The following is a 22,793-nucleotide window of genomic DNA, read 5'->3' as shown; positions in this document are numbered from 1 at the left end:
TGCCACTCACGCTCTACCAAACTGCCAGAAAAACCAGGAAAAATGGCAGTTTGATAGATCATGGCGAGCCAAAAACCATTGAACAGCGTTAGTGCAAATATTTGCATGAAAGTATGCTTATCCCCAAGCACGAAAACAAGGCATTTTTGCACCCGAACATAAGCATACTTTGCACGAGGCGTTTTCCCGCACGCAAAACACATACAAACAGCAGAAAACCCCCGGATTCTCGCGGATACGTCACAAGAACCTCAGGGGTTAATACTGAACGCGACAAACGGCGCGGTAACTGGTTAGTTAGTTGCCGGCCAGCTTCTCACGGAGGGCTGCAAGCTGCTCATCGGAAGCGAGGGAGCCACTGACCTCAGCCTCTGCGTCAGCGGCAGGAGCTGCGGGGGCAGCAGCGGCATCGTCAGACGAGTAGTTGGAAGGAGTGGAGCCTTCCTCAGCTGCGCTAGCGGCAGCAGCTGCGCGGTGGCGCTCAATCTGAGCGGTGTGCAGCTGGAAGCGACGCTCGGACTCGGCGTAACGGTCTTCCCATTCCTGACGCTGGGCATCAAAACCTTCGAGCCATTCGTTGGTCTCTGGGTCGAAGCCCTCGGGGAAGATGTAGTTACCCTGCTCGTCGTAGGAGTCGGCCATGCCGTACTTCGACGGGTCAAAGTCCTCGGTGTAGTCCTCATCAGCCTGCTTCAGGGACAGGGAGATGCGGCGACGCTCAAGGTCAATATCGATGACCTTGACCATTGCTTCTTCGTTGACGCCGACAACCTGGTCCGGCACCTCAACGTGGCGCTCTGCCAGTTCGGAGATGTGAACCAGACCCTCGATGCCCTCTTCGACGCGGACGAACGCGCCGAACGGAACCAGTTTGGTGACCTTACCAGGAACGATCTGGCCAACAGCGTGGGTGCGAGCAAAGACGCGCCACGGATCTTCCATGGTGGCCTTCAGGGACAGGGAGACGCGCTCGCGATCAAGATCAACGTCAAGGACCTCGACGGTGACTTCATCGCCAACAGCGACAACCTCGGAAGGATGATCAATGTGCTTCCAGGACAGCTCGGAAACGTGAACCAGTCCGTCCACACCGCCCAGATCGACGAATGCGCCGAAGTTGACGATGGAGGACACGACGCCCTTGCGGACCTGGCCCTTCTGAAGCTGGTGCAGGAACTCAGAGCGAACCTCAGACTGGGTCTGCTCAAGCCATGCACGACGGGACAGCACAACATTGTTGCGGTTCTTGTCCAGCTCGATGATCTTTGCTTCGATTTCCTGGCCGATGTAAGGATCCAGGTCACGAACGCGACGCATCTCAACAAGAGATGCGGGAAGGAAACCGCGGAGGCCGATGTCCAGAATGAGGCCGCCCTTGACAACCTCAATGACAGTACCGGTGACCGGCTCGTCCTTCTCCTTGAGTTCCTCAATGGCACCCCAGGCACGCTCGTACTGTGCGCGCTTCTTGGAGAGGATGAGGCGGCCTTCCTTGTCCTCCTTGGTCAGAACCAGTGCATCAATTTCGTCGCCAACCTGGACGACCTCGCCCGGATCGACATCGTGCTTGATGGAAAGTTCGCGAGAAGGAATCACACCTTCGGTTTTGTAGCCGATGTCGAGCAGTACCTCGTCGCGGTCAACCTTAACGACGGTACCTTCCACGATATCGCCATCGTTGAAGTACTTGATGGTTGCGTCGACTGCGGCGAGGAAGTCCTCAGCGGAGCCAATGTCATTGACGGCAACCTGAGGGGTGTTGTTGGTGGGCATATGTAGAGTGCTCCGATAACAAATAGGAATAGAAAACGGACAGGATGCGAATCTTTCAAATCCCCACGTAGATGCGGGGTTTGATCTCACTAGAAAGCACGACCGACTCTCCTATTTAAAGTAACCACACTCTCCAGCACAGACACGCTCTAGACACCATAACGCATTTTCCCTGCTAGAGCAAATAGAATCGCATCACATGAGAGCATCCGAAGCCGTGACGAACCAGGAGTCCTCCGCAGCCAATCGTTCCTGGTGGGACTATGATGCCAACAACTACCATCAGGAGCACCCCAATTATCTCGGTTCCACCTCCCCCACCGGCGAATTCTACTGGTGCCCCGAGATGCTTCACGAACGCGATATTCGCCTACTTGGCGACGCCCGCACCTCCCGAGTGCTGGAGATAGGCTGCGGGTCTGCACCCTGCTCGCGCTGGCTCGCGGCTGACGGCGCCGGGTTTGTGACGGGCTTTGACATTTCCGCCAACATGATCGCCCACGCAGGCGAGACCACAGTGCCGCTTGTTCAGGCCGACGCCGTGGACATGCCGTACCGCGATTCTTCCTTTGACATCGCCTTTTCCACATTCGGCGCCATTCCCTTTGTCGCTGATTCAGCCGGGTTGATGCGGGAAGTCGCACGAGTCCTGCGACCAGGAGGACGCTTTGTCTTTTCCATCACACACCCCATGCGATGGATCTTCCCCGACAACCCCGGCGAAGGCGGCCTCACAGTATTCACCAGCTATTTCAACCGCTCGCCCTATGTTGAACGCAACCCAGACACCGGCACAGCAACCTACGTGGAGCATCACCGCACACTCGGCGACCGTATTCGCGAGCTCATAGCCGCTGGTTTCATTATCGACGACGTGATTGAACCCGAGTGGCCCGACCACCTCACCGAAGAATGGGGGCAATGGTCGCCACTACGTGGCAAACTATTCCCCGGAACGGCGATTTTTGTTTCACACCTGGAGGAAAACTCATGATTCCAGCGCACTGGGTCGAGCACAGGCGTTCCGACGACCGCGAACTCATCGGGTGGGTGGATCTAGACACCCACGCACCCCAACTACTTCCCTACAATCGACTCGGCCAGCCCCTAGAACTCGTTGACTCCTGGGATGAGGCCGAAGCCGCCATTGACGCAATCGGGTTGCGGTGCCTTACCGGCAGATTCCAGTATCAGGCAGATGGTAGCGAAGAATTAACCGTTCGCATCAAGCATGTGTACGACGATCGCATCGTCCTGACCACCGCCCTTACTGATGCTGTAGAGGATGTTGGCGAGGAAATCACCATTCCCTTCCCCGCGCCAGCGGCGTTACGCTAGCCTTATGCTCCTTATGGTGAACAAACTCTAGTTATCCTGCGCGATTCCATCGTTAATAATCAGTCGTGACGAAGAATAGCCGCATGAGGATCTGGAATATATCGTCTTGACAGTGATCTTGCAGAACAGCGTCGCAAGTTCAAGGACTTTATTGTCCCTTTCTCTCCAGCATAGTAATTGGCCCGCCCAGGACATTCAGACGGACCAATCACTATATGGAACTATGAGTAGAAGGGTGTTCCGCCGTAGTCCCACCAATTGCTAACAAGCTTGTAGGAGTAGTGCGTATCTTCATATGCCCGAGCTAGCGAAACGCACTTAGTGCCTTTACCTTGAACAACGTCGAATGTATGTGACGGTCCGCGGTGCGGATTGTCTGGCCGCAACTCAACCGTGTAGTAGCCCCTGACTCTACTGGGCGCATAGTTGACACAGAACTGATCATCACCATCGTTGTATGTCACGGTGATGGTCTCACCGGTTGCGTCCCCAAGCGTTTCGGTGAAGCTATTTGCGGCTGCTTGCGGGACAAGCACAACCGAAGCTCCAACAGCAACTAGCCCAGCAACCACAGCCCTCAGCGATGAACGTGGCTTCCACATAATTTGACCTCCTGAGAAACAAATTTTCCTTTACATCTAGTTAGTATGTTTCCCGGAAAAAATAGTTACAGCAGATTGCTCGTGCAGGGGTGTTGGCAACTAAAGTGTTTTCATTTTCAATAGCCGCAGCAAGTCATTACTGTATCAATTTTATCATGAAAAATATTTAGATAGCATTTTTGTTACCGAAAACCCCTCGTCTACTAAATCGATGCAAAATTCTCAGCAAACGGGGGTAGTTAATTCTAGTGCGCCGCCGCATCCCAGTTTGGTCCGTGCCCTGCGGATACTTCAAGTGGCACGGTTAGAGTGATAGCGTTGTCCATTTCACGTTCCACGATCTCTTGAACTTGTTCAAGTTCGCCGGGGGCGATTTCGACAACGAGTTCGTCGTGGACCTGCAGAAGCACGCGAGATGTAATACCTGCCTTTTTGAGGGCGGTGTCGACACGCAGCATGGCCACCTTGATAATGTCAGCGGCGGTGCCCTGAATGGGTGCATTGAGGGCGGCACGCTCGGCGTTTTCGCGGGCAACGCGGTTATCGGAAAGAAGTTCCGGCAGGTAGCGGCGTCGTCCGAAAAGCGTGGCGGTGTAGCCTTCGTTACGAGCTTCAACAACCACGTCATCGAGGTAGCGTTTCACACCACCAAAACGCTCAAAATAGTTTTCCATGATGCGTTTCGCCTCGCCTTGCGGGATACCGAGTTGCTGCGCAAGACCAAAGGCAGACAAACCATAGACAAGGCCGTAGGACATGGCTTTGACGCGGCGTCGTAATTCAGGGGTGACCTGATCAACCGGGACGTCGAAAACGCGGGAACCAACATAGTTGTGCAAGTCTTCGCCGCGTTTGTAGGCGTCGATCAGGCCGGCGTCACCGGAAAGGTGCGCCATCACGCGCATTTCAATCTGGGAATAGTCAGCGGTCAGCAGGGTCTCATAGCCGGACCCCACCACAAAAGCGGAACGAATTTTGCGCCCTGCCGGGGTGCGGACGGGAATATTCTGCAGATTCGGATCTGTCGAGGATAAACGCCCAGTGGATGCGACGGTTTGGTTGAATGTGGTGTGAATGCGACCGTCGGCACCAACGGCTTTAATCAACCCGTCAAGGGTTGTTTTCATCTTCTGGTATTCGCGGTGTGCGAGCAGATGATCCAGGAACGGGTGAGGGTTAGTTACCGCCAGGGCCTCAATTTCCTTGGCCGCCGTAGAATAGCCCGTCTTTGTTTTCTTGGTCTTCGGCATGCTGAGCGTTTCAAACAACACAACCTGTAACTGCTTGGGGCTAGAAAGGTTCAAATTCGGATCGTTTGCGAGTTCGCGAGCGGCAGCTTCCTCATTTGCCACCATATCCACAAATTGGTCGCGTTGTTCTTCCAACGTGGCCACATCCACAGCAATGCCCGCAGCCTCCATGCGCGCGAGAACACCAATCAGTGGAACTTCCAGATCTCGATACAGCTCAAACTCATTAATTTTCTGTAATTCCTTGGTCAACTCCACTGCAAGTTCATAGATTGCAGACGCCTGATCTATGAGGGGACGGGAGTCATCTGGGGCGTCGAGAAGCGACAATTGACCAGTGTTTTCTTCCTCGGACAGTTGCCGCTGCAAATGCCGCTGATACACATCCTTCAATTCGTAGGTACGCTGGCCTGGACGTAACAAATACGCGGCAATAGCAGTGTCCTGTGCAATACCATTCAGCTCGAAACCACGCCCAGCCAGCATATGAAACGCAGCCTTCGCATGATGCAGGTACTTCGGGTTTTCCGAAGCCAACCACTCCGCCAGCACCCGCTCCTCTTCCTCCGTGATCGCCGCAAGATCAACAGCAACGGCGTGGGACTGGGCGTCGAGAAGCGCCAGCGACCACGCGTCACCGTCAGCAGGCTGAGGATTCCCGGCAACCGCAAGCGCCAAACCCTGCCCCGCGCGGGCCGCTAACCACTCGCCCAGAGGTTGCGTATCGACGACCACCTCACGCGCCGTTTCCTCCACAACGTCCGGCGCCGCGCCGTCCGCCTCAACCACCGACAACACTCGCTCACGCAAATTCGTGCCAAACTCAAGTTCATCAAACTTGGCGGCAACCTCTGCCACCTGTGCAGGCTGCAGCTCCAGCTGATCCGGCGTGACAGGAAGAGAAACATCCTTCACCATCGCCGTGAGATCACGATTCAACTTCACCTGGTCAAGGCGCTCGCGAAGGCTGTTACCCACCTTGCCTTTCACCTCATCAGCATGATCCAGCAAGTTAGCCAGAGATCCGTACTGCACAATCCACTTCTGTGCCGTCTTCTCCCCCACCCCGGGAATGCCCGGCAGGTTATCCGAGGGATCACCTCGCAGCGCGGCGAAATCCGGATACTGCTGCGGTGTTAAACCGTACTTCTCCTCCACCGCATCCGGGGTAAACCGGTGCAAGGTGCTCACACCGCGCATAGGGTAAAGCACCGTGGTTGTGCCATTCACCAGTTGAAACGAGTCGCGGTCCCCCGTGACAATCAGGGTTTCAAACCCAAGGGGCTCAGCGGCTGTCGAAAGCGTGGCGATAATATCGTCGGCCTCGTAGTTCTCCTTCTCCAAGGTGGTAATTCCCAGCGGCTCAAGCACCTGCTTAATCAACTCAACCTGACCCTTAAACTCCTCGGGCGTGGCATCACGCTGAGCCTTATACTCGGGAAACATCTCCGAACGGAACGTGTGGCGCCCAACGTCAAACGCCACGGCCACGTGCGTCGGCTGCTCCTCCTTGATGAGGTTAGTGAGCATCGACAAAAACCCATACACCGCGTTCGTGTGCTGCCCTCCCGTCGTGGCGAAGTTCTCCGCAGGCAGGGCATAAAACGCGCGAAAAGCCATCGAATGCCCGTCAATGAGCATCAGGCGACGCGAAGTATCTGGGGTGCGGGTAGGGGTTGTTGCTGGCGATGCTGCTGGAGATGTTGTGGAAGTCACGCACCCAATACTATTCAAAAACCCCGACATGACCATGATGGGGTCCTGGTGAGGCGCTGCGGGTTCGCTGCGCTGGGCGGGCAAGGCAGGCGTGCGGGTACAAGCGCGGATTTCCCCTTTTGTGGCTAGATGCGCTAACATCTCTTCCGGTAAGCCCCAGTAGCCCAATTGGCAGAGGCAACGGATTCAAAACCCGTCCAGTGTGAGTTCGAGTCTCACCTGGGGCACTGCTGAGAACACCCCGCCCACCTGCATTTTTTGCGGTGGGCGGGGATTTTTGTTTAGTGTTGCGCGGGATTCGGCCGGTGGTTTTGGAGAAGGCGTGTGATACCCCCCTCCCCGCCTCTCTTGCAATAACTGCACCAGGAAACACACCAGCAACCAGCCGCTGTCTCAAGTTTTCAGATTGGTTGTGGCCCACAGGACAACATCATTGTCCTGTCAAGTTTGTATATGCTCCGGTACGAAAATGGGATGTTGTTGCACCGGACGATATACAAACCTTACATGCGGTCTTTTGCAGCAAATTTTTCAATGCCCGACGTGACATTTCTTTTGCATAAAACGCCGCCCAAGCTGGCACTTTTGCCAAATCGGAGCGCAAACATTAATCCAATGATTTCGCATCGAAATTTTCATCTCCACCCACTGTAATATGCGAGCATCCCATCGTTCTCTGATAAATAAATTTTTGCCATTTATATAAACTTTCAAATATCAGCAACTATGAAATAATCCCAAAATTTTAGATACGCCAACAAGCCCTTATCACCCCACTAGTCTGACCTGCCATTTTTCAATAATTATAAGCACCTCACCCCACATTAAGATGAACCCATATTCAATAAAAGAAAATTTTATAAAATGTGTGAAAAACCAATGTCGCCTACGCATTTCTAGTCAGAAAATTATCACAACCAATAACAGCAAACCTACTATACTGGGAGGACCATCTTGCGCGATCAAGATAAAATTTTCTATATACATTTTTGGAGCATAGTGATAACGTGCAAAGCACAGTCGATAGACGCTTAATAAACATCCATCATCAGCCATATCAAACACTTCAAGGAGGGTTCACTATGAAATTCGCGCGGTCTATTCCAGCATCCATTGGAGCAGCAGCCATTCTTGCCCTTGCCCCAATGACGGCAACGGCAGTTCCCGGAGGTCAGACTAAAGAGACTGAAACCACCACCCAAGCCACAACCACTCAGGAAAAACCTCAGGCATCTGACATCAAGAAAAGTAGTGATATTGATGAGCAGGCGACTGTCCTTCAACGGTTCGTCACAGAGAAGGATGGGCAAAAGAGGTTTAATGAACAAGCTGCCAAAGACGCTGGCGCATCAGACCTTATTCTGGAATCAGGCAGGAAATACAATGCTATTTCCGAGAGCAGGAATGGGACCGATGAGTTCAAAGTTCATGGAAATTATTGCGGCCCAAGTCATAGCGGCCCTGGCGCACCAATTGACACACTTGATCGGCTGTGTCAAGAGCATGATAAATGCTATGGACAAAAGGGAAATCACGCATGCTCATGTGACTCAGATCTAATAAATGGAATCACGCGAAATTTGGGAAAATTTAGGGGACCAGAGGAGCAGCAGGCAGCTATTTCAATAGCTATAGCTTTTGCCGCGTACACACCTAGCTGTAATCCCAATTAAATTGATTGCGGCAAAATTGATCCCTAATGCCCACACAACGCTTTCGCCTTTCCCCGCTTAACAGGTACGAGTACGCGTCAATCCTGTGCTCACTGCTGATCATTGTGTTCCCCTTTGTGGACCAATACCTTTTCCGGTTTTTTCCTGAAGGGTATGTTCCCTACATAATCTTCACAATTCCTCTGGGAATAATCCCGTTCATACTGGCGTGGCTGGGGAAAAGTGTTCGTTGCGGTGTACTCGCGTGTATGGCGGCTTTCTTCCCGTATCTTTTGATGTGCGCCATGTTCATGGGTGCTTTTATCGTGTATATCATCTCGGGCGGTCGGATCAATCCTGTATAGCCGCGTACAGTATCACGTGTGATTACACGCTTCATTACTCAGACACACAACACCCACAAAGATAGTGCCGCCGCCCACGCCAACGCCTGTGGGAATATGTTTCCGTTCATTTCTATCGCCCAGATTGACGCGGACTATAGCGAAATCTTCTGCGATATGACGAACCTGCCGCTTGATCTTGCCGACGCATCGGTAAAGGTCAAGCGGTTTTTCGATGCTTACAGTGAGTTCTTCCTGCTGCCTGGGTTTGTCACGACGTCGTATAGCGATAACGCTCTCCCCTACCCCACGTGTTTTCCAGTTCGGCGGGAGCATGTGGAGCTGTTGGCGGCGCAGTTGTTTGACTATATCTGCGCCCTCAAGGATGACCTCAGGGACGTCTAAAACACCCGACCACCCTCGATTAGCTTTTAAAGAAAGTACCAACAACTTAACGGAGGGTGTGACCATGCGTTAGAATCCCACGCATGGCAATTGATCAATGCTGGGCATCGCGCCGCGAACTCAACCGGCTCACTGCACTCAGCAAGCTCAGCAGCCCCACTGTCTTCACTAGGCTCATGGCAACCGTTGGTTGCGCGGCGCTTATGTGTACCACAGCAGCGTGCGTGACCAACGACGAGGCTGGCTTACCGGACGGTTGGGAGCCCAGTTCGGTGTCAGTTGATGCCGAGGCACAGGCTTTGGTTCCGCCAAGCGTGGCCAAGCGTGGGACGTTGATCATTGGCTCGAATCCACCGTTTGCTCCGGCCGAGTTCAAGGATTCCCAAGGCACCATGATTGGTTTTGATATCGATCTAGCCCGCGCCGTCGCGGAAACCCTGGGGTTGAAGCTTGAGGTTCGGGAGATGGATTTCAATTTGATTCTTCCCGCTGTGGCTGCCGGTTCGCTTGATTTCGGGGCTAGTGGCTTCACGGATAATGAGGAACGCCGCAAAAACTTCACGTTCGTCAATTACCTGACCGCCGGAATCCAGTGGGCTGCCCGCCCAGATAATCTCATTAACCCGGATGATGCGTGCGGGAGGACCGTTGCGGTGCAACGTGGCACGGTGTCGGACACAGACGACGTCGTGAAGCGGTCCGAGGATTGTGTCGCACAGGGCAAACCGCCAATCACCAAGCTGGCGTTTGAATCCTCCGATGCCGCCGCCACCGCGCTCATTCTTGGTCGCGCCGATGCGTTGTCTGCGGACTCCCCTGTCACCGCCTACGCCGTTGCACGCTCCGACGGCAAGATCGAGACGGTTGGCCCGCTTGCCGACGCCGCGTCCTACGGCTGGCCCGTTCCCAAGAACTCTGAACTCACCCCCGCACTGGTTGCGGCCCTGGATTCGTTAATCCGCAACGGCGAGTATGAACGCATTATGAAGCAGTGGGGTATCGAAGAGGGCCTGGCTGATCAAGCGCTCGTCAACGGTGAACCACCGACAACACCATAAGGTAGTACTATGTCTGATCTTTCAGCAGCATCACAGGCAGCAGCACCAAAGCCGATTCAGGCGAAACCGCTGAAGCATCCAGGTAGGTGGGTTTCCGCCACCATCCTGCTGGCTTTGTTTGTGCTGTTCATCTATTCTTCCGCCGTCAATGAGGCATTCGGGTGGCCCACGTATCGTGCATACCTGTTTGATACACGCATTGCCACGGCTGCCTTGCATACGCTGGCACTTACAGTGCTGGCTATGCTGATCGGCGTCATTTTGGGAGCAATTCTGGCGGTGCTGCGCATGTCTCCTAATCCGGTGCTACGTGGCGTGAGCTGGGTGTATCTGTGGATTTTCCGCGGGACCCCCATCTACGTGCAGCTGGTGTTCTGGGGTTTGCTCGGCCACATTTACCGCAGCATCAATCTCGGATTCACAGAGATCAGCCTGGAAGAAACCCTGAAAAACGCGTTCCTCCTCGCGGTGGTCGGCCTTGGCTTGAACGAATCCGCCTACATGGCTGAGATTGTGCGCGCTGGCATTCAGGCCGTCCCGGAGGGGCAGATTGAGGCATCGAAAGCCCTGGGCATGAGCTGGTGGCAAACCATGCGCCGCACGGTACTCCCCCAAGCGATGCGCATTATTATTCCACCGACTGGCAACGAGCTTATCTCCATGCTGAAAACCACATCGCTGGTGGTTGCCGTGCCGTACTCGCTGGAGCTGTTCGGGCGGTCCATGGATATTTCCTACAGCCTGTTCGAACCCATCCCACTGCTGATGGTCGCCGCCACCTGGTACCTGGTGATCACCTCAATACTGATGGTCGGCCAGTTCTACCTGGAGAAATACTATGAGCGCGGGGCCACCCGCAACCTCACCTCCCGGCAGCTCGCCTCGCTTGCCGACGCCGAGGGCAAACTCCCCGGCAACGTCTCCGTCCACCCCGTTCCCCCACAGGAGTAGGCCATGTCAGACATCATGATTGACGCACAGCAGGTGTGCAAAAACTTCGGCCAGCTCCAGGTACTTAAAGGTATTGACCTGCACGTTCCCAAGGGAAATGTCACCTGCCTGCTCGGGCCGTCTGGCTCTGGGAAGTCCACGTTTCTGCGGTGCGTGAACCACCTGGAGAAAATCACCGCCGGGCGGCTGTACGTGGACGGTGATCTGATCGGCTACCGTGAGCGCAACGGCACACTGTACGAAATTTCCGAACACGAGGCCGCACTTCAGCGCGCCAACATTGGCATGGTGTTCCAGCAATTTAACCTGTTTTCGCACCGCACGGTGCTGCAGAACATCATCGAAGCCCCGACTCAGGTGAAAAAGGTCCCCGCCAAGGAGGCGGAAACCCGCGCCATGGAGCTGCTAGAGCGTGTGGGTTTGGCGCACAAGGCCGACGCTTACCCCATCCAGCTGTCCGGTGGCCAGCAACAGCGCGTGGCCATCGCCCGCGCCGTGGCCATGGAGCCTAAGCTCATGCTGTTCGACGAGCCCACCTCCGCACTTGACCCGGAACTCGTCGGAGAGGTTTTGGGGGTTATGCGTTCCCTCGCCGAGGATGGCATGACCATGATGGTGGTCACCCACGAGATTGGCTTCGCACGCGAAGTCGCCGACCAGGTGGTATTCATGGACGGCGGCGTAGTGGTGGAGTCGGGGACCCCCGAGCAGGTTATTGATAACCCGCAGCACGTCCGCACTCAGGAATTCCTGTCCAGCATCCTGTAGGGTTCTAGAATTTCGCGCGAATTGCCTGTGCCACCACATCGGGCAACAGGCCCTGAACGTCGCCCCCATAGCGGGCGACTTCTTTGCATAATGTGGAGGAAATGTAGGCGTAGCGGGGGTCGGTGAGCAGGAAGAATGTGTCCACCTTGGAAAGGTGCTGGTTCATCTGTGCCATGGGCAGCTCGTATTCGTAGTCGAGGCTGCTGCGCAATCCTTTCACCATGGCGGTGATGCCGTGCTGCGTAGTGTAGTCAACCAACAACCCAGACCAGGTGTCCACATCCACGTTGGTCAGGTGCGCAGTGGCCTGCTCAATCAAAGACACCCGCTCGTCCACGCTGAACAGCCCGGTTTTGTTGGGGTTGTGCGTGACCAGCACGGTCACCTGGTCGAATTGCCGTGCGGAACGCTCAATAATGTCAATGTGCCCCATGGTCACGGGGTCGAAGGAACCTGGGCAAACCACGCGCATGCTAGTCCTCCTCACCTGCTAAATCAGCATGGTAGACGGCCATGTCCATGCGTGCGATGCCGTAGGTGCGTTTCTTCAGCTTCTGCGTTGTGGGGATGAAGCACTCAGGCCAGTCGGTTTCGGGTGAGTTGACGTTGCGTTCCACAACGACTGCCGCGCCGTCGACAAGCGTGGGAATGAGTGCCTCCAGCATTTCCCGAACGGATTCATCGATGAGTTCGTAGGGAGGGTCCGCCAGCACCATGTCGAAATACTCGCGCGGGGCGTGGGCGAGGTAGGTTGAGGCTTTCATCTCCTCCACCCGCACGTTCGGATGCTTAACCACCTCAATGTTGCGGCGAATCACCTCTGCCGCGGCGGGGTCGTTCTCCACCAGCACCACTGCTTCAGCGCCTCTCGACGCCGCCTCCAACCCCAGCGCGCCCGAACCCGCAAACAGATCAAGAACACGGGCACCCGTAAATCCAAACCGTACCTGCAGAGACGAAAACAGCCCTTCCCGCGCCCGATCAGAGGTGGGCCGAGTACCTTCCGGCGGCACGGTAATCTTCCTGCCGCGCGCCTCACCTGCAATAATTCGGGTTTGCCCCATCTCGGGTTAGCCCTCCCCCAATTCCAACAACACATCGCCGCCGACGACATCGGCGTAGTCGACATGAGCATGCTTATCGACGACCCCCGGACCCGGCGCGATCACGGGGGCTTCAAGTTTGACCGTCTCAACGATGGCTACCACGTCTCCTGTGGTTACGGTGGAGCCTTCTGGCACGGTGTAGTGCACGATGCCAGCAAAGGGTGCGCAGATTTTCATGGTTGACAGCTTAACTCAGACACGAATCTTTTTGGTGCTAAGACTTGTCCAAATACTCTTGACGTTCTAAGGCGACGTCGCTGACCAGCTGTTCGGCGAGTTGTTTGTTGCGTGCGACAAGTTTTTCTGCGTCTTCGGTGGCGCGTTCGATGATGGCGGCGTCATCAAGGAAGTTCAGGAATTTGACTCGCCGGTATGCACCGGATTGTGCTGTTCCGAGGACGTCTCCTTCTTGCCGGGAGCGGAGGTCAATGTCGGCGAGTTGGAATCCGTCGGTGGTTTTGGCGATGGCGACGAGCCGTTGGTAGGAAGGCGTGTCTTGGGATTGGTCGGTGTGGAGGAGACACACAGAGTCGAACCCGCCGCGCCCGACGCGTCCCCGCAACTGGTGGAGTTGGGAGACCCCAAAGTTGTCGGCTTCTCGGATGTACATAACTGTGGCGTTGGGGACGTCAATGCCCACTTCGATGACGGTGGTGGAGACGAGAATGTCGATTCCCCCGGCCGCGAAGTCCGACATGACGCGGTCTTTTTCTTCGCCGCGCATCCGTCCGTGTAGGAGCCCTACGTTGAGGTCTGGGTATTCCAGCCTGCTGAGTTGGTCGAACATGTCCATGACTCCCCCGTCCCCGTCAATACGGGGGCAGACGACGTAGGCTTGTCGCCCGGCTTCTGCTTCTTCCCTGATGCGTTGCCAGGCACGCATCACCCAGGGGAGTTTCCAGCCGGGGACCACGGTTGTGCTGATGGGTCGGCGTCCCCCGGGGAGCTCTGTCAGGGTGGATACTGCGAGGTCACCGAAGGTGGTCATGGCGATGGTGCGGGGAATTGGAGTGGCCGTCATAACAAGGAGGTGTGGAGTGACGCCGTTGCGGCCTTGGTTGCGGAGGTGGTCGCGCTGTTCCACTCCGAAACGATGTTGTTCATCCACCACTACCAGGCCGAGGTCGAAAAATTCGACGCCTTCCTGGATGAGGGCGTGGGTGCCCACCACGATGTCGGCTTGGCCTGACACGATGTCCAGCAGCGCGCGTTTCTTGGCGGATTGGCTCATGGAGCCGGTGAGCACAACCACGGTGGCGGGGACGGCGGCGTCGCTCAGCAGTTGTGTGAGGGCGCGGGCATGTTGGACGGCCAACACTTCGGTGGGGGCAAGCAGCGCGCATTGCCTGCCTGCGTCCACCACTTGCAGCATGGCCAACAGCGACACGATGGTTTTGCCCGACCCCACTTCGCCTTGTAGGAGGCGGCTCATGGGGGTTGCTGTGCTGAGGTCGGCTTCTATTTCAGAGAGCACGTCCACCTGGCCATCGGTAAGTGCAAATGGCAGCCGGGAGAGCAGCGAGGTTCGGTATCCTTCCGCCAACGGCGGGCAGGTGGGTGCCACACGCGCCGCCACATCTGCCCTCCGCAGCGCCATGACCAGTGCCAAGGATAGTGCTTCGTTGTATTTCAGCCGTTCAATTAGAGGCTCAACGCCGCGGGAATCCGGGCGGTGTATACCTCGTACTGCCTCATCAAACGACACCAGCCCCTCGGGCACCACATCCAGCGGTTCGGGCACGGGGTCAGTGTGGTTGAGCACTTCATTGATCGCTCCCAGGACACGCCACGAGGGTACCGCCTTGGTGCCGGGATAGACGGGAAGAAACTCCATGCTGGAGAGCAGTTCCTGCATGGAGGAGGCATCCCCATAGGCGCTCAGCGAACGCAAACCGCCGCTCCCTGCACCGGTGCGGGGGCGATTTCCCTTGTCTCCCTTCAACAGCACATAGGTGGGGTGCGACAGCTGCGGATTACCCCGGTAGAAGGTCAATTTTCCGGAAAACATGGCGCGCGCGCCTGTGACAAGCTGCCGGGCGGGAAGTTTCGCCTGAAAAAACGTGGCACCGATTTGTCCGCCGGAGCCATCAGAAATGACCACCTTGTGCATCATTTTTCCGCTGGAGGTAAAGCTAGTGTGTTCCCACACAATCTCCCCGACGCAGGTGACAATATCCCCCTCATTCACCGTGTCCAGGTTCACACCTGTGCCGTGGTGGGACCAGGTGCGTGGGTAATGTTCCAGCAAATCCTGGACAGTCCGATAACCGAACGCTTTGGCCAACGCCTTTGCTTCTTTGTCAGGCAGCAGGTCGCTGAGCGGTCGGTTATCTACCCACCCCAACACAGTTTCTACTCCACCCCAATCTCCACGCTGTACTTCATTCCTTCCGCAGGGTAAATGGCAATATCCACATCGCCCCACGGTTCTAGGAACCGTTGTAGCACATCTAAGTCAATATCGGCACGGGCATCGTCGGTGGCCAGGATGGTCACCATTTCGCCGCCGGATTGAAGGAGCAGGTCACAGGTGCGATTAACGGCGTCTTGAATATTTTCCTCCACCAGAACAATTTGGCCACCTGACTCGACGAGGATGTCGCCTTTCGAACACGCCCCCGCTTGGGTCAGCGCCGCCCGAGTCGCCGGGTGCATATCTGCGGTGCGCATGTTGTTTGCCGCTTCCGTCATGGCGTAGGCGTCCACTGCGACAGGCTGGGTGGGGTCATGCACTGCCAACGCCGCCAAGCCGTTGACAAGCTTTGATGTGGACAAGATGGTCATGGATCGCTCGGAAGCATGGCTCGCGAGTTCCGCAGATACCAATTCCCGCTTGGACAGCATGCCGTTGGGCAGGAAAATCACCTCGGATGCCGAATACCTGCGCACAGCGGCGACGATGCGGGAGACGATTTCCACCTCATCCATGTCCTCGTCCGCGCTGGTGGTCACCACCACGGCACCGGCGTCCTGGAACAAGCGCGCCAACGTGCCTTCCGGTGCCACCGCCAACACAATGCGTGTGGGCGCGTCGACCTTGGTGGGATCGGGCAGCACCTCCAGCCGGAGCCCAGTCACCTCGCCGAGGGCAAAGGCCGTTTCGATCACCTTGCCGGCCTCGGCGCTGTGAATATGCACCAACGCAAATGTTTCGGTCTCCCGAGCGATGGCCAGGCTGTTTCCCAGTTCAGACAGGCGCGACTCCAACTGTTCTAGGTACATCTGTTCTGAGACGTGGAAGAAGAACATCACCTCCAGTTCCTGCTTACTGCCGTGGGAACTGGGGCGATCAATTGGGTGCCGTGGCTCGGGCACCGGATCGGGTTGCCTGCGATGCCTGCCCGGCGAATGTGACGGCGCCGCCGCCAGCGTGCCCGGAGTGTCCAAAAACGTGGGACGCAGCACTGGAACGGGGTGATTCGACGCCTTCGCACCAATGTGCTGCACGCTTTGCAGTCCTGACATGCCCGCAGACACTCCCTGCGGCACTGCCATCAGTGGCTCGGGAATGCGCTCGTCCCCGCGTCCTTCGATTTCATCCAGCAGCGTTTCCATCAGGAACACAAATCCTTGGCCACCAGCATCAACGACACCGGCATCGCGCAACACATCAAGTTGGGATGGGGTATTAGCCAACGCCGTGCGCGCTGCATCCACTGCCGCTTTCACCACGGCATGCAGGGAATCATCGTCTTCCTCATTCGCGGCTACCGACGTCGCCCGTAGCACTGTCAGTACGGTCCCCTCTACTGGGTCCGTAATGGCACGATCCACCATATCCAACGCAATGGCCAGGCTATCGCGCACCGCCGTCCCGTCGATGTTTCCATGTGCCGCGACCTGAGCGATGCCGCGCAGCACTTGGGTAAGCACCACACCGGAGTTACCGCGCGCACCGCGCACGGAGCCGCTGGCCAGTGCTGCGGCAACATTGTGCACACTGGGAGCCTCGGAGCCGGATTCTTCGAAAGCGGCAAACAATTTGTCAGCTTCCGCCAAGGCGGATTCCATAGTGTGAGCCATATTGGAACCCGTGTCCGCGTCCGGCACGGGAAACACATTCAGGGCGTTGAGCTCGGCGCGCCTAGCGGATAGGCATGCCACCGCCCTGCCAGCCCAGCTGTGCAAGGCAGCACCATCGAGACGCGTCGGATATGCCATAGCAAACAAGTTTACAACTGCCAGTTCACAGGCTCCGCACCCTGTTGCACTAAAAGTTCATTCGCGTGGCTGAACGGCTTGGAACCGAAAAATCCCCGCGCCGCTGACAATGGTGAGGGGTGCGGCGAGCAAATGCACGCAGTATCTCCCAAGAACTTTTGCGTGTTCTGCGCGTCACGGCCCCACAAAATTGCCACCAAAGGTTTCCCGCGCTCAGCGAGGGCGCGAAGGGCATGTTCAGTCACCTCTTCCCAGCCTTTGCCACGATGCGAACCTGCCTTACCTGGCTGCACGCTTAGGACGCGGTTGAACAGCGCCACGCCTTGTTCCGACCACGGGGTGAGGTCCCCGTCTTCCGGCATGGGCAGGCCAAGATCGCTGGAATATTCTTTAAATATATTCACCAAGCTGCGCGGCAGTGGCCGCACACCCGGCGCGGTGGAAAACGATAGCCCCATGGCGTGCCCGGGCGTGGGATACGGATCTTGCCCTACGATAATGACCTTGACCTCGTCGAATGGGTAGGTGAATGCGCGCAGGACGTCATTGCCTGCGGGGAGGTATCCCCTGCCGGAGGCGTTTTCTTCCCGTAGGAAGTCTCCCATGCTGTGGATGCGGTCTGCGACCGGTTCGAGGACTGTGGCCCAGCCTTCCTCTACAGGGAGTGGGCGTGAGTTCATGATTATGCTCCTTTTTGCCAACAAAGTTCTGTTACTAAACTAGCGTGCTGCTGGGCTAAAAGCTCTCCCAACCCGCTGTGTATGTGGGGTGGTAGCCGTCCATGGTCACGTGTGCGGCGGCGTGGGTGCGATGGACCCGTCCGATGGTGCGGAATCCCGAGGGGGCATCGCTGGTGGTGGTGGCTAGAAGGGTGTGGTCTTCCCCACCGGTGAGAACCCATGACCAGGGGTCAATGCCTAAGTGGTCGCCTGCTTTGCGGAGGAGGCTGTCGGGAGTGATGGCGGCGCTGTCAAGGTCTATTCGCACGTTGGAGCGGCGCGCCATGGTGGTGAGGTCCACGATCAGGCCGTCGGAGTTGTCGGTCATGGCTGTGGCACCGGTTGCCCTGGCGATGACACCTCGCCCCGGGATGAGGGTGGGGGCACAGTGGGCGTCGATAAGCGGAGCGAAACCTGCGGGGATGCCGGTGCGCCCGTGGTGGCGAAGGAGGGCGAGCCCGGCGGCGGAGTAGCCGATAGGGCCGCTGGCCACGAGGCGCTGACCAGCACGCGCACGGTCAAGGGTGAGTGCTGGACTGGAACCGCCGAGGATTCCGATGGCTGTAATGGACACAATCAGTGTTTCCGCCCGCGTGAGGTCGCCACCCACGAGTTCGGAATTGTGCTGGAGAGTTTTATCCCACATTCCGGCGATAAGGCGTTGGACGAAGTTGAGCGGGGTGTGGCCGGGCATGGTCAGGCCGAGCAACGCGGCGACGGGGCGCGCGCCCATGGCTTCAATGTCAGCGAAGTTTTGAACTATTGCTTTCCGCCCGACTTCCTCCGCTGAGGACCAGTCCAGGGAAAAATGCCGCCCCTCCACCAGCACATCAGTGCTGACGACAGTGCGTGTGTTGGGAGCTGGTGTGGCAAGCACTGCGGCGTCGTCACCGTTGCGTGAGCTGGGTGCCATACGTTGAATGGCGAGGGTGACCGCGCGTTCACCGACATCGGCGACGGTAGGGCCGGTGTAGCGGCTGGGAAAGTGCAGCGGCTTCGCAGTCACGTAGCAACGCCCTTTCGTGCGATGGGTAGGCTTAAACGATATGACCGGCGATAGAACCAGCACCATGGACACTGATGTGAGTACCGACCAGTTCTTACCATTAAACCGTGCTCCGCTTGTTCTTGCTCTGATATTGGCGTTAACGATGGTCATTGCGGTGCTTGTTGGTGCGCGCGTGTTCTACGACAGGGTGGCGCGGCAGCCCGTGGCCATGAGCGCGATCGACTCCCCCGATGCCTCCTCCCCCGAATGCTCAACCCTGATCGACCGTCTGCCCAGTTCGCTGCTGGGCCACCGCCGCACCGACATTGCCGAGCCCGCCCCCGCAGGTGCCGCCGCTTGGTCCTCCAACTCGACGGAAAGCATCACTCTGCGCTGCGGGGTCTCGCTGCCGTTGCAGTACACCACTCTTTCTCACACCACCGATGCCGCTGGGAGTACCTGGCTTCGTGTGGTAGACGCCACCCCGGGCACCAACCTGGAAACCTGGTATTCCGTGAACCGCCACCCTGCCGTGGCAGTCACAACCACCCGCGCCGCTCTGGGCAGTCACGCCAACCCTGTTGATGACCTCGGGGGGTCCATGTCTGACCTGAGCACCGTTGCCGTCAACCCCCATCCCGCGCCGCTTGCCACCCTGGAATCTGCGGGCACTGAAGACCGTTGCGACGCCTTGCTCTCGGCGCTCCCGAATACCCTCGGGGATTTCACTCGTCTCGAAGCCGCGAGCGTTACCGCCTCAGGTTTGCCCGCCGCCTCTGCTGCATGGACAGCCGAGGGCCAGGAACCCGTGGTGTTGCGCTGCGGCGTGGCCCCCGCCCCCGGCTACGCGCCCGGCGCGCAACTCCAGCAAGTCAACGACATCCCCTGGTTCGAGGACACCACCCTCGCTAACGGCACCACCTCCAGCACCTGGTTTGCCTTAGACCGCGAGGCCGAGGTAGCCGTCTCCATGCCACAATCTGCAGGCAATGCGGTGATTGTGGGGATTAGTTCGGCGATTAGTGAACACCTGCCGAGGGCTTAGTCGGCTACCACTGTTCCTTGGTGGAAAACTGCTTGCCAGTAGCCTGTGTCTGAGTTGGATAACCTCAACGTCATGCATGCGGAAATCATCAGCAAGGGAATCCTCGTGTGTGCCCGCCAGCCTGCCAAGGACGACGTCTTTTATAGCCTGGCGTTCGTAGCAACTACCTGAGGCGCCAATTTCACGAAAATCCGATGCGATTTCCGCATCGAAGGAAGCCTCGTCCCAGATCACCTCTGGGTTGTGAAAAATAGGTTCCCTGCGTGCCAGAAACGCGGCAAGATCATCTGCAATCATTGGTCGCTGAGTGCACGCTGAATCATGATATCCAGGAGGTCTTCGTACGGCACACCAGAGGCCGCGAACACCTGTGGGTACATGGAGATGGGGGTGAAACCGGGCATGGTGTTGACCTCGTTGACCACGGGTCCATTGTCAGTGACAAAGAAATCAACGCGGGCCAGACCCTCGCCATCAAGTGCGTGGAATGCCTCAATGGCAAGAGAAGAAATCAGTTCCGTGGTGGCATCGTCAAGCGGGGCGGGTATCTGGGCAGTGACAATGTCGTCGAGGTACTTGGTGTCAAAACCGTAGAATCCCTCATCGCCGTCACCGGTGCCCATGAGCTGCGCGGGAACGGAAGCAACCACACTGCCGTCCGGGTATTGCAGCACACCGCACTCGACCTCAGCGCCAACAACCTCAGACTCCACCAGCACCTTCTCATCATGTTGGAGCGCCAACTCGGCGGCGGCGGGAAAATCATCCCACGAGGTCACCTTAGACACACCGATGGAGGAACCACCGCGGGCGGGTTTGACAAATACGGGAAGACCCAGCAGGTCTTTCTCCTGTTCGGTGAGTTCGGCGCGGCGTCGTAAAATCACCTCGCGTGCCACCGGCAGACCTTCGGCGGCCAGCAGTTTCTTAGTGAACTCCTTATCAACAGCATTGGCGGAGGCCAGCACACCCGCGCCGACAAACGGAACACTGGACAGCTCGAAGAAGCCCTGAATGGTGCCGTCCTCACCGAAACGGCCATGCAGCACCGGGAACACCACATCAGCTGTCGCATACAACTCACCCGTGTGGTGGCCAGAAATATAGCGGAACTCACCCCTATGAGAAGGATCGATGGATAGACGAACCTGATCACGCGGCTCCACCTTTGGCAACGTGCGATCAGCGATAGTCAGCTTCTCTGGATCCGATTCCCCCACCATCCACGCACCATCCAACGAAATGCCGACGGGGATGACCTCGTACTTGTTAGTGTCGAGGTGCGCCATCACCGCCCCAGCCGACACACACGACACAGAATGCTCAGAACTCCGGCCGCCATAAATGACGGCGACGCGAATACGATCAGTGGGGCTACCAGTAGTGCTCATGAAGAAAAATCCTACCCTGTCCTACCTAACTCGGCTTTCTTACTCAGCTTTCTTGGAACGCCCCATCAATGCCGTAATCATGTCATCCACGCTCATCCCCTTGTGGCACACCATGTACACGGCCTGGGTCAACGGCATATCGACGCCCGTCTTAGTTGCCAAATCAAAAATCGACTGCGACGACACCACGCCCTCCGCCACCTGTCCATGGGTAGCGTGACGAGCCTGATCCAAGGAATCACCTCGGCCAAGCCGCTGACCAAAACTACGATTACGCGACAGCGGCGACGAACACGTAGCCACCAAGTCACCCATCCCGGCGAGACCCGAAAACGTTCTCACATCCGCCCCCAGCGCCTCACCCAGGCGCGAAATCTCCACCAAACCGCGGGTGATCAACGATGCCAACGTATTCTCGCCGAGCCCCTTGCCCGTCGCCATACCGCAGGCCAGCGCAATCACGTTCTTACACGCGCCGCCAATCTCACAGCCAATCACATCCACATTCGTATACGGCCTAAAATATGGGGCTGCAACCGCAGCCTGCACCTGCTTCGCGCGCTCCTCATCCGTACACGCAATCACCGTCGCGGCGGGCTGCTCCAGCGCCACCTCGCGGGCTAAGTTCGGGCCAGACAACACTGCGATACGGCTCGGATCCACCTGAGCAACCTCTGCGACCACCTGCGTCATGCGTAAATGCGTATCCCGTTCAATGCCCTTGGCCAAACTCACCAAAGTTGCATCCGCCGGAATGTCGTCCTTCCAGCGGGCCAGGTTCTCACGCAGCGTCTGCGATGGTACTGCCAACACAACAATATCCGCGTCCGACAACGCCACCAGCGGGTCCGACGTGGCGGCAATCCCCCGAGGAAGAATCAGGCCCGGCAGATACTTCTCATTCTCCCGGCTGATCTGAATCTTCCTGGCTACGGCCTCCTTGCGCACCCACAGCACAACGCTATTGCCTGCGTCCGCAAAAACCTTGGCCAGGGTGGTTCCCCACGAACCCGCACCCATCACGGCAACCTTAACCATGGACACTCCCACGTTTGTAGCAACATTTACCTCCCACTCTAATGTGCGGGTCGGATTGGTGGGGTTGGGTTACGCTGCTTCACATAGTAGCTACCTATGTATTGTTGTCTGTCCTTGTGCTGAATCGCTGTGCAATAGCGCACAGCGACAATCCCAACAATGGATAGCCGAGAAGCCATGGGGAGAAGATTACCGGCTCATTCGCTTCCTGCCTCATCATGTAGAAGCAGATCACCGATACCACAGCAGCTAGTGCCGCAAGTGGCACAAAAATACGACTGGGTACTTTGCTCAACAGAGGCGTCCACAGTGCCGCACATACCGATGAAAGAGCGACAATAAAGAGCACTTGCATTATTGGCGATACAAAATCAAGACCATTATTGCGCGCCAAGGCAGCCCCACCAAAGGCAACAATAATGCCGATCACGCCTAACAGGCCGAACATACCCATGCGCTTAGCAACAGACATTCTTTTCACTCCCTTC

The 22,793-nt window shown here is 57.0% G+C and carries 22 protein-coding genes and 1 tRNA gene; 10 read left to right on the top strand and 13 right to left on the bottom strand.

Annotated features, from left to right (window positions below; translation table 11 throughout):
* Positions 1 to 297: 297 nt before the first annotated feature.
* Complete coding sequence (rpsA, locus tag CDUR_RS05835) at positions 298 to 1,773, bottom strand: 30S ribosomal protein S1 (RefSeq protein WP_179417494.1); 1,476 nt, start codon at positions 1,771 to 1,773, stop codon at positions 298 to 300.
* Positions 1,774 to 1,972: 199 nt separating this feature from the next.
* On the opposite strand from rpsA, the gene CDUR_RS05830 reads away from it, so the two are divergent.
* The gene (locus CDUR_RS05830; protein WP_179417493.1) at positions 1,973 to 2,767 is read left to right on the top strand and encodes a class I SAM-dependent methyltransferase; all 795 of its coding nucleotides are present in this window, start codon (positions 1,973 to 1,975) and stop codon (positions 2,765 to 2,767) included.
* Positions 2,764 to 3,111, top strand: a complete 348-nt coding sequence (locus tag CDUR_RS05825) for a hypothetical protein (RefSeq protein ID WP_179417492.1) — start codon at positions 2,764 to 2,766, stop codon at positions 3,109 to 3,111. Before CDUR_RS05830 ends, CDUR_RS05825 begins: the two co-directional genes overlap by 4 nt.
* A 221-nt stretch (positions 3,112 to 3,332) precedes the next feature.
* Here the strand turns inward: CDUR_RS05825 and CDUR_RS05820 are convergent, their stop codons facing one another.
* On the bottom strand, positions 3,333 to 3,713 hold the full coding sequence (locus CDUR_RS05820) for a hypothetical protein (RefSeq protein WP_179417491.1): 381 nt from the start codon (positions 3,711 to 3,713) through the stop codon (positions 3,333 to 3,335).
* A 245-nt stretch (positions 3,714 to 3,958) separates the two neighbouring features.
* Positions 3,959 to 6,604: a DNA polymerase I gene (polA, locus tag CDUR_RS05815; RefSeq protein WP_179419041.1), complete on the bottom strand. Its 2,646-nt coding sequence runs from the start codon at positions 6,602 to 6,604 to the stop codon at positions 3,959 to 3,961.
* Between the two features lie 228 nt (positions 6,605 to 6,832).
* Between polA and CDUR_RS05810 the strand changes: the two genes are divergently transcribed.
* From CDUR_RS05810 to CDUR_RS05785, 6 genes are all read left to right on the top strand, one after another.
* Positions 6,833 to 6,906 (top strand) — tRNA-Leu (locus CDUR_RS05810).
* An 855-nt stretch (positions 6,907 to 7,761) separates the two neighbouring features.
* Positions 7,762 to 8,352: a phospholipase A2 family protein gene (locus CDUR_RS05805; protein ID WP_218865406.1), complete on the top strand. Its 591-nt coding sequence runs from the start codon at positions 7,762 to 7,764 to the stop codon at positions 8,350 to 8,352.
* A 362-nt stretch (positions 8,353 to 8,714) separates the two neighbouring features.
* Positions 8,715 to 9,080: a hypothetical protein gene (locus CDUR_RS05800; protein WP_179417490.1), complete on the top strand. Its 366-nt coding sequence runs from the start codon at positions 8,715 to 8,717 to the stop codon at positions 9,078 to 9,080.
* Positions 9,081 to 9,163: 83 nt separating this feature from the next.
* Positions 9,164 to 10,138, top strand: a complete 975-nt coding sequence (locus CDUR_RS05795; protein ID WP_179417489.1) for an ABC transporter substrate-binding protein — start codon at positions 9,164 to 9,166, stop codon at positions 10,136 to 10,138.
* A 9-nt stretch (positions 10,139 to 10,147) separates the two neighbouring features.
* A complete protein-coding gene (locus tag CDUR_RS05790) occupies positions 10,148 to 11,089 on the top strand; it encodes an amino acid ABC transporter permease (RefSeq protein WP_179417488.1) in 942 nt (313 codons plus the stop codon).
* A 3-nt stretch (positions 11,090 to 11,092) separates the two neighbouring features.
* Positions 11,093 to 11,857 carry an amino acid ABC transporter ATP-binding protein gene (locus CDUR_RS05785; RefSeq protein WP_006062025.1) on the top strand — a complete coding sequence of 255 codons (765 nt, stop codon included), beginning with the start codon at positions 11,093 to 11,095 and terminating at the stop codon, positions 11,855 to 11,857.
* Between the two features lie 4 nt (positions 11,858 to 11,861).
* Here CDUR_RS05785 and coaD read toward each other — a convergent pair whose 3' ends face one another.
* Genes coaD through CDUR_RS05750 form a run of 7 tightly spaced genes read right to left on the bottom strand, consistent with a single transcriptional unit; the run spans position 11,862 to position 18,915 of the window.
* Positions 11,862 to 12,329 carry a pantetheine-phosphate adenylyltransferase gene (gene coaD, locus CDUR_RS05780; RefSeq protein WP_040358727.1) on the bottom strand — a complete coding sequence of 156 codons (468 nt, stop codon included), beginning with the start codon at positions 12,327 to 12,329 and terminating at the stop codon, positions 11,862 to 11,864.
* Position 12,330: 1 nt separating this feature from the next.
* The gene (gene rsmD, locus CDUR_RS05775) at positions 12,331 to 12,921 is read right to left on the bottom strand and encodes a 16S rRNA (guanine(966)-N(2))-methyltransferase RsmD (RefSeq protein ID WP_179417487.1); all 591 of its coding nucleotides are present in this window, start codon (positions 12,919 to 12,921) and stop codon (positions 12,331 to 12,333) included.
* Between the two features lie 6 nt (positions 12,922 to 12,927).
* Positions 12,928 to 13,140 carry a biotin/lipoyl-containing protein gene (locus CDUR_RS05770; protein WP_179417486.1) on the bottom strand — a complete coding sequence of 71 codons (213 nt, stop codon included), beginning with the start codon at positions 13,138 to 13,140 and terminating at the stop codon, positions 12,928 to 12,930.
* Between the two features lie 37 nt (positions 13,141 to 13,177).
* Entirely contained in the window at positions 13,178 to 15,310 is a 2,133-nt protein-coding gene (locus CDUR_RS05765; RefSeq protein WP_179417485.1) for an ATP-dependent DNA helicase RecG, read from the bottom strand.
* A gap of 5 nt (positions 15,311 to 15,315) precedes the next feature.
* Positions 15,316 to 17,124, bottom strand: coding sequence for a DAK2 domain-containing protein (locus CDUR_RS05760; RefSeq protein ID WP_179417484.1), 1,809 nt, complete (start codon positions 17,122 to 17,124; stop codon positions 15,316 to 15,318).
* A gap of 11 nt (positions 17,125 to 17,135) precedes the next feature.
* Complete coding sequence (locus CDUR_RS05755; protein ID WP_179417483.1) at positions 17,136 to 17,804, bottom strand: uracil-DNA glycosylase; 669 nt, start codon at positions 17,802 to 17,804, stop codon at positions 17,136 to 17,138.
* 55 nt (positions 17,805 to 17,859) lie between these two features.
* On the bottom strand, positions 17,860 to 18,915 hold the full coding sequence (locus tag CDUR_RS05750) for a thiamine-phosphate kinase (protein WP_267903390.1): 1,056 nt from the start codon (positions 18,913 to 18,915) through the stop codon (positions 17,860 to 17,862).
* Between CDUR_RS05750 and CDUR_RS05745 the strand changes: the two genes are divergently transcribed.
* Together CDUR_RS05745 and CDUR_RS05740 are read left to right on the top strand one after the other, a co-directional pair.
* On the top strand, positions 18,914 to 19,876 hold the full coding sequence (locus CDUR_RS05745; protein ID WP_179419038.1) for a DUF3515 domain-containing protein: 963 nt from the start codon (positions 18,914 to 18,916) through the stop codon (positions 19,874 to 19,876). The two genes, CDUR_RS05750 and CDUR_RS05745, sit on opposite strands and share 2 nt — an antisense overlap.
* A 45-nt stretch (positions 19,877 to 19,921) precedes the next feature.
* Entirely contained in the window at positions 19,922 to 20,047 is a 126-nt protein-coding gene (locus tag CDUR_RS05740) for a hypothetical protein (RefSeq protein ID WP_267903389.1), read from the top strand.
* A gap of 122 nt (positions 20,048 to 20,169) precedes the next feature.
* Here CDUR_RS05740 and CDUR_RS05735 read toward each other — a convergent pair whose 3' ends face one another.
* The 3 genes from CDUR_RS05735 to CDUR_RS05725 form a co-directional block, all read right to left on the bottom strand.
* On the bottom strand, positions 20,170 to 21,267 hold the full coding sequence (locus tag CDUR_RS05735; protein ID WP_179417481.1) for a D-alanine--D-alanine ligase family protein: 1,098 nt from the start codon (positions 21,265 to 21,267) through the stop codon (positions 20,170 to 20,172).
* A gap of 39 nt (positions 21,268 to 21,306) precedes the next feature.
* A complete protein-coding gene (locus CDUR_RS05730; protein WP_179417480.1) occupies positions 21,307 to 22,305 on the bottom strand; it encodes an NAD(P)H-dependent glycerol-3-phosphate dehydrogenase in 999 nt (332 codons plus the stop codon).
* A 94-nt stretch (positions 22,306 to 22,399) separates the two neighbouring features.
* Positions 22,400 to 22,777: a hypothetical protein gene (locus CDUR_RS05725; protein ID WP_179417479.1), complete on the bottom strand. Its 378-nt coding sequence runs from the start codon at positions 22,775 to 22,777 to the stop codon at positions 22,400 to 22,402.
* Between the last annotated feature and the right edge of the window lie 16 nt (positions 22,778 to 22,793).

The sequence above is a fragment of the Corynebacterium durum genome (assembly GCF_030408675.1).
Lineage (GTDB): Bacteria > Actinomycetota > Actinomycetes > Mycobacteriales > Mycobacteriaceae > Corynebacterium > Corynebacterium durum.
The sequence above is the reverse complement of the archived record's forward strand: the minus strand, read 5'-3'. Positions and strand labels throughout refer to the sequence as shown.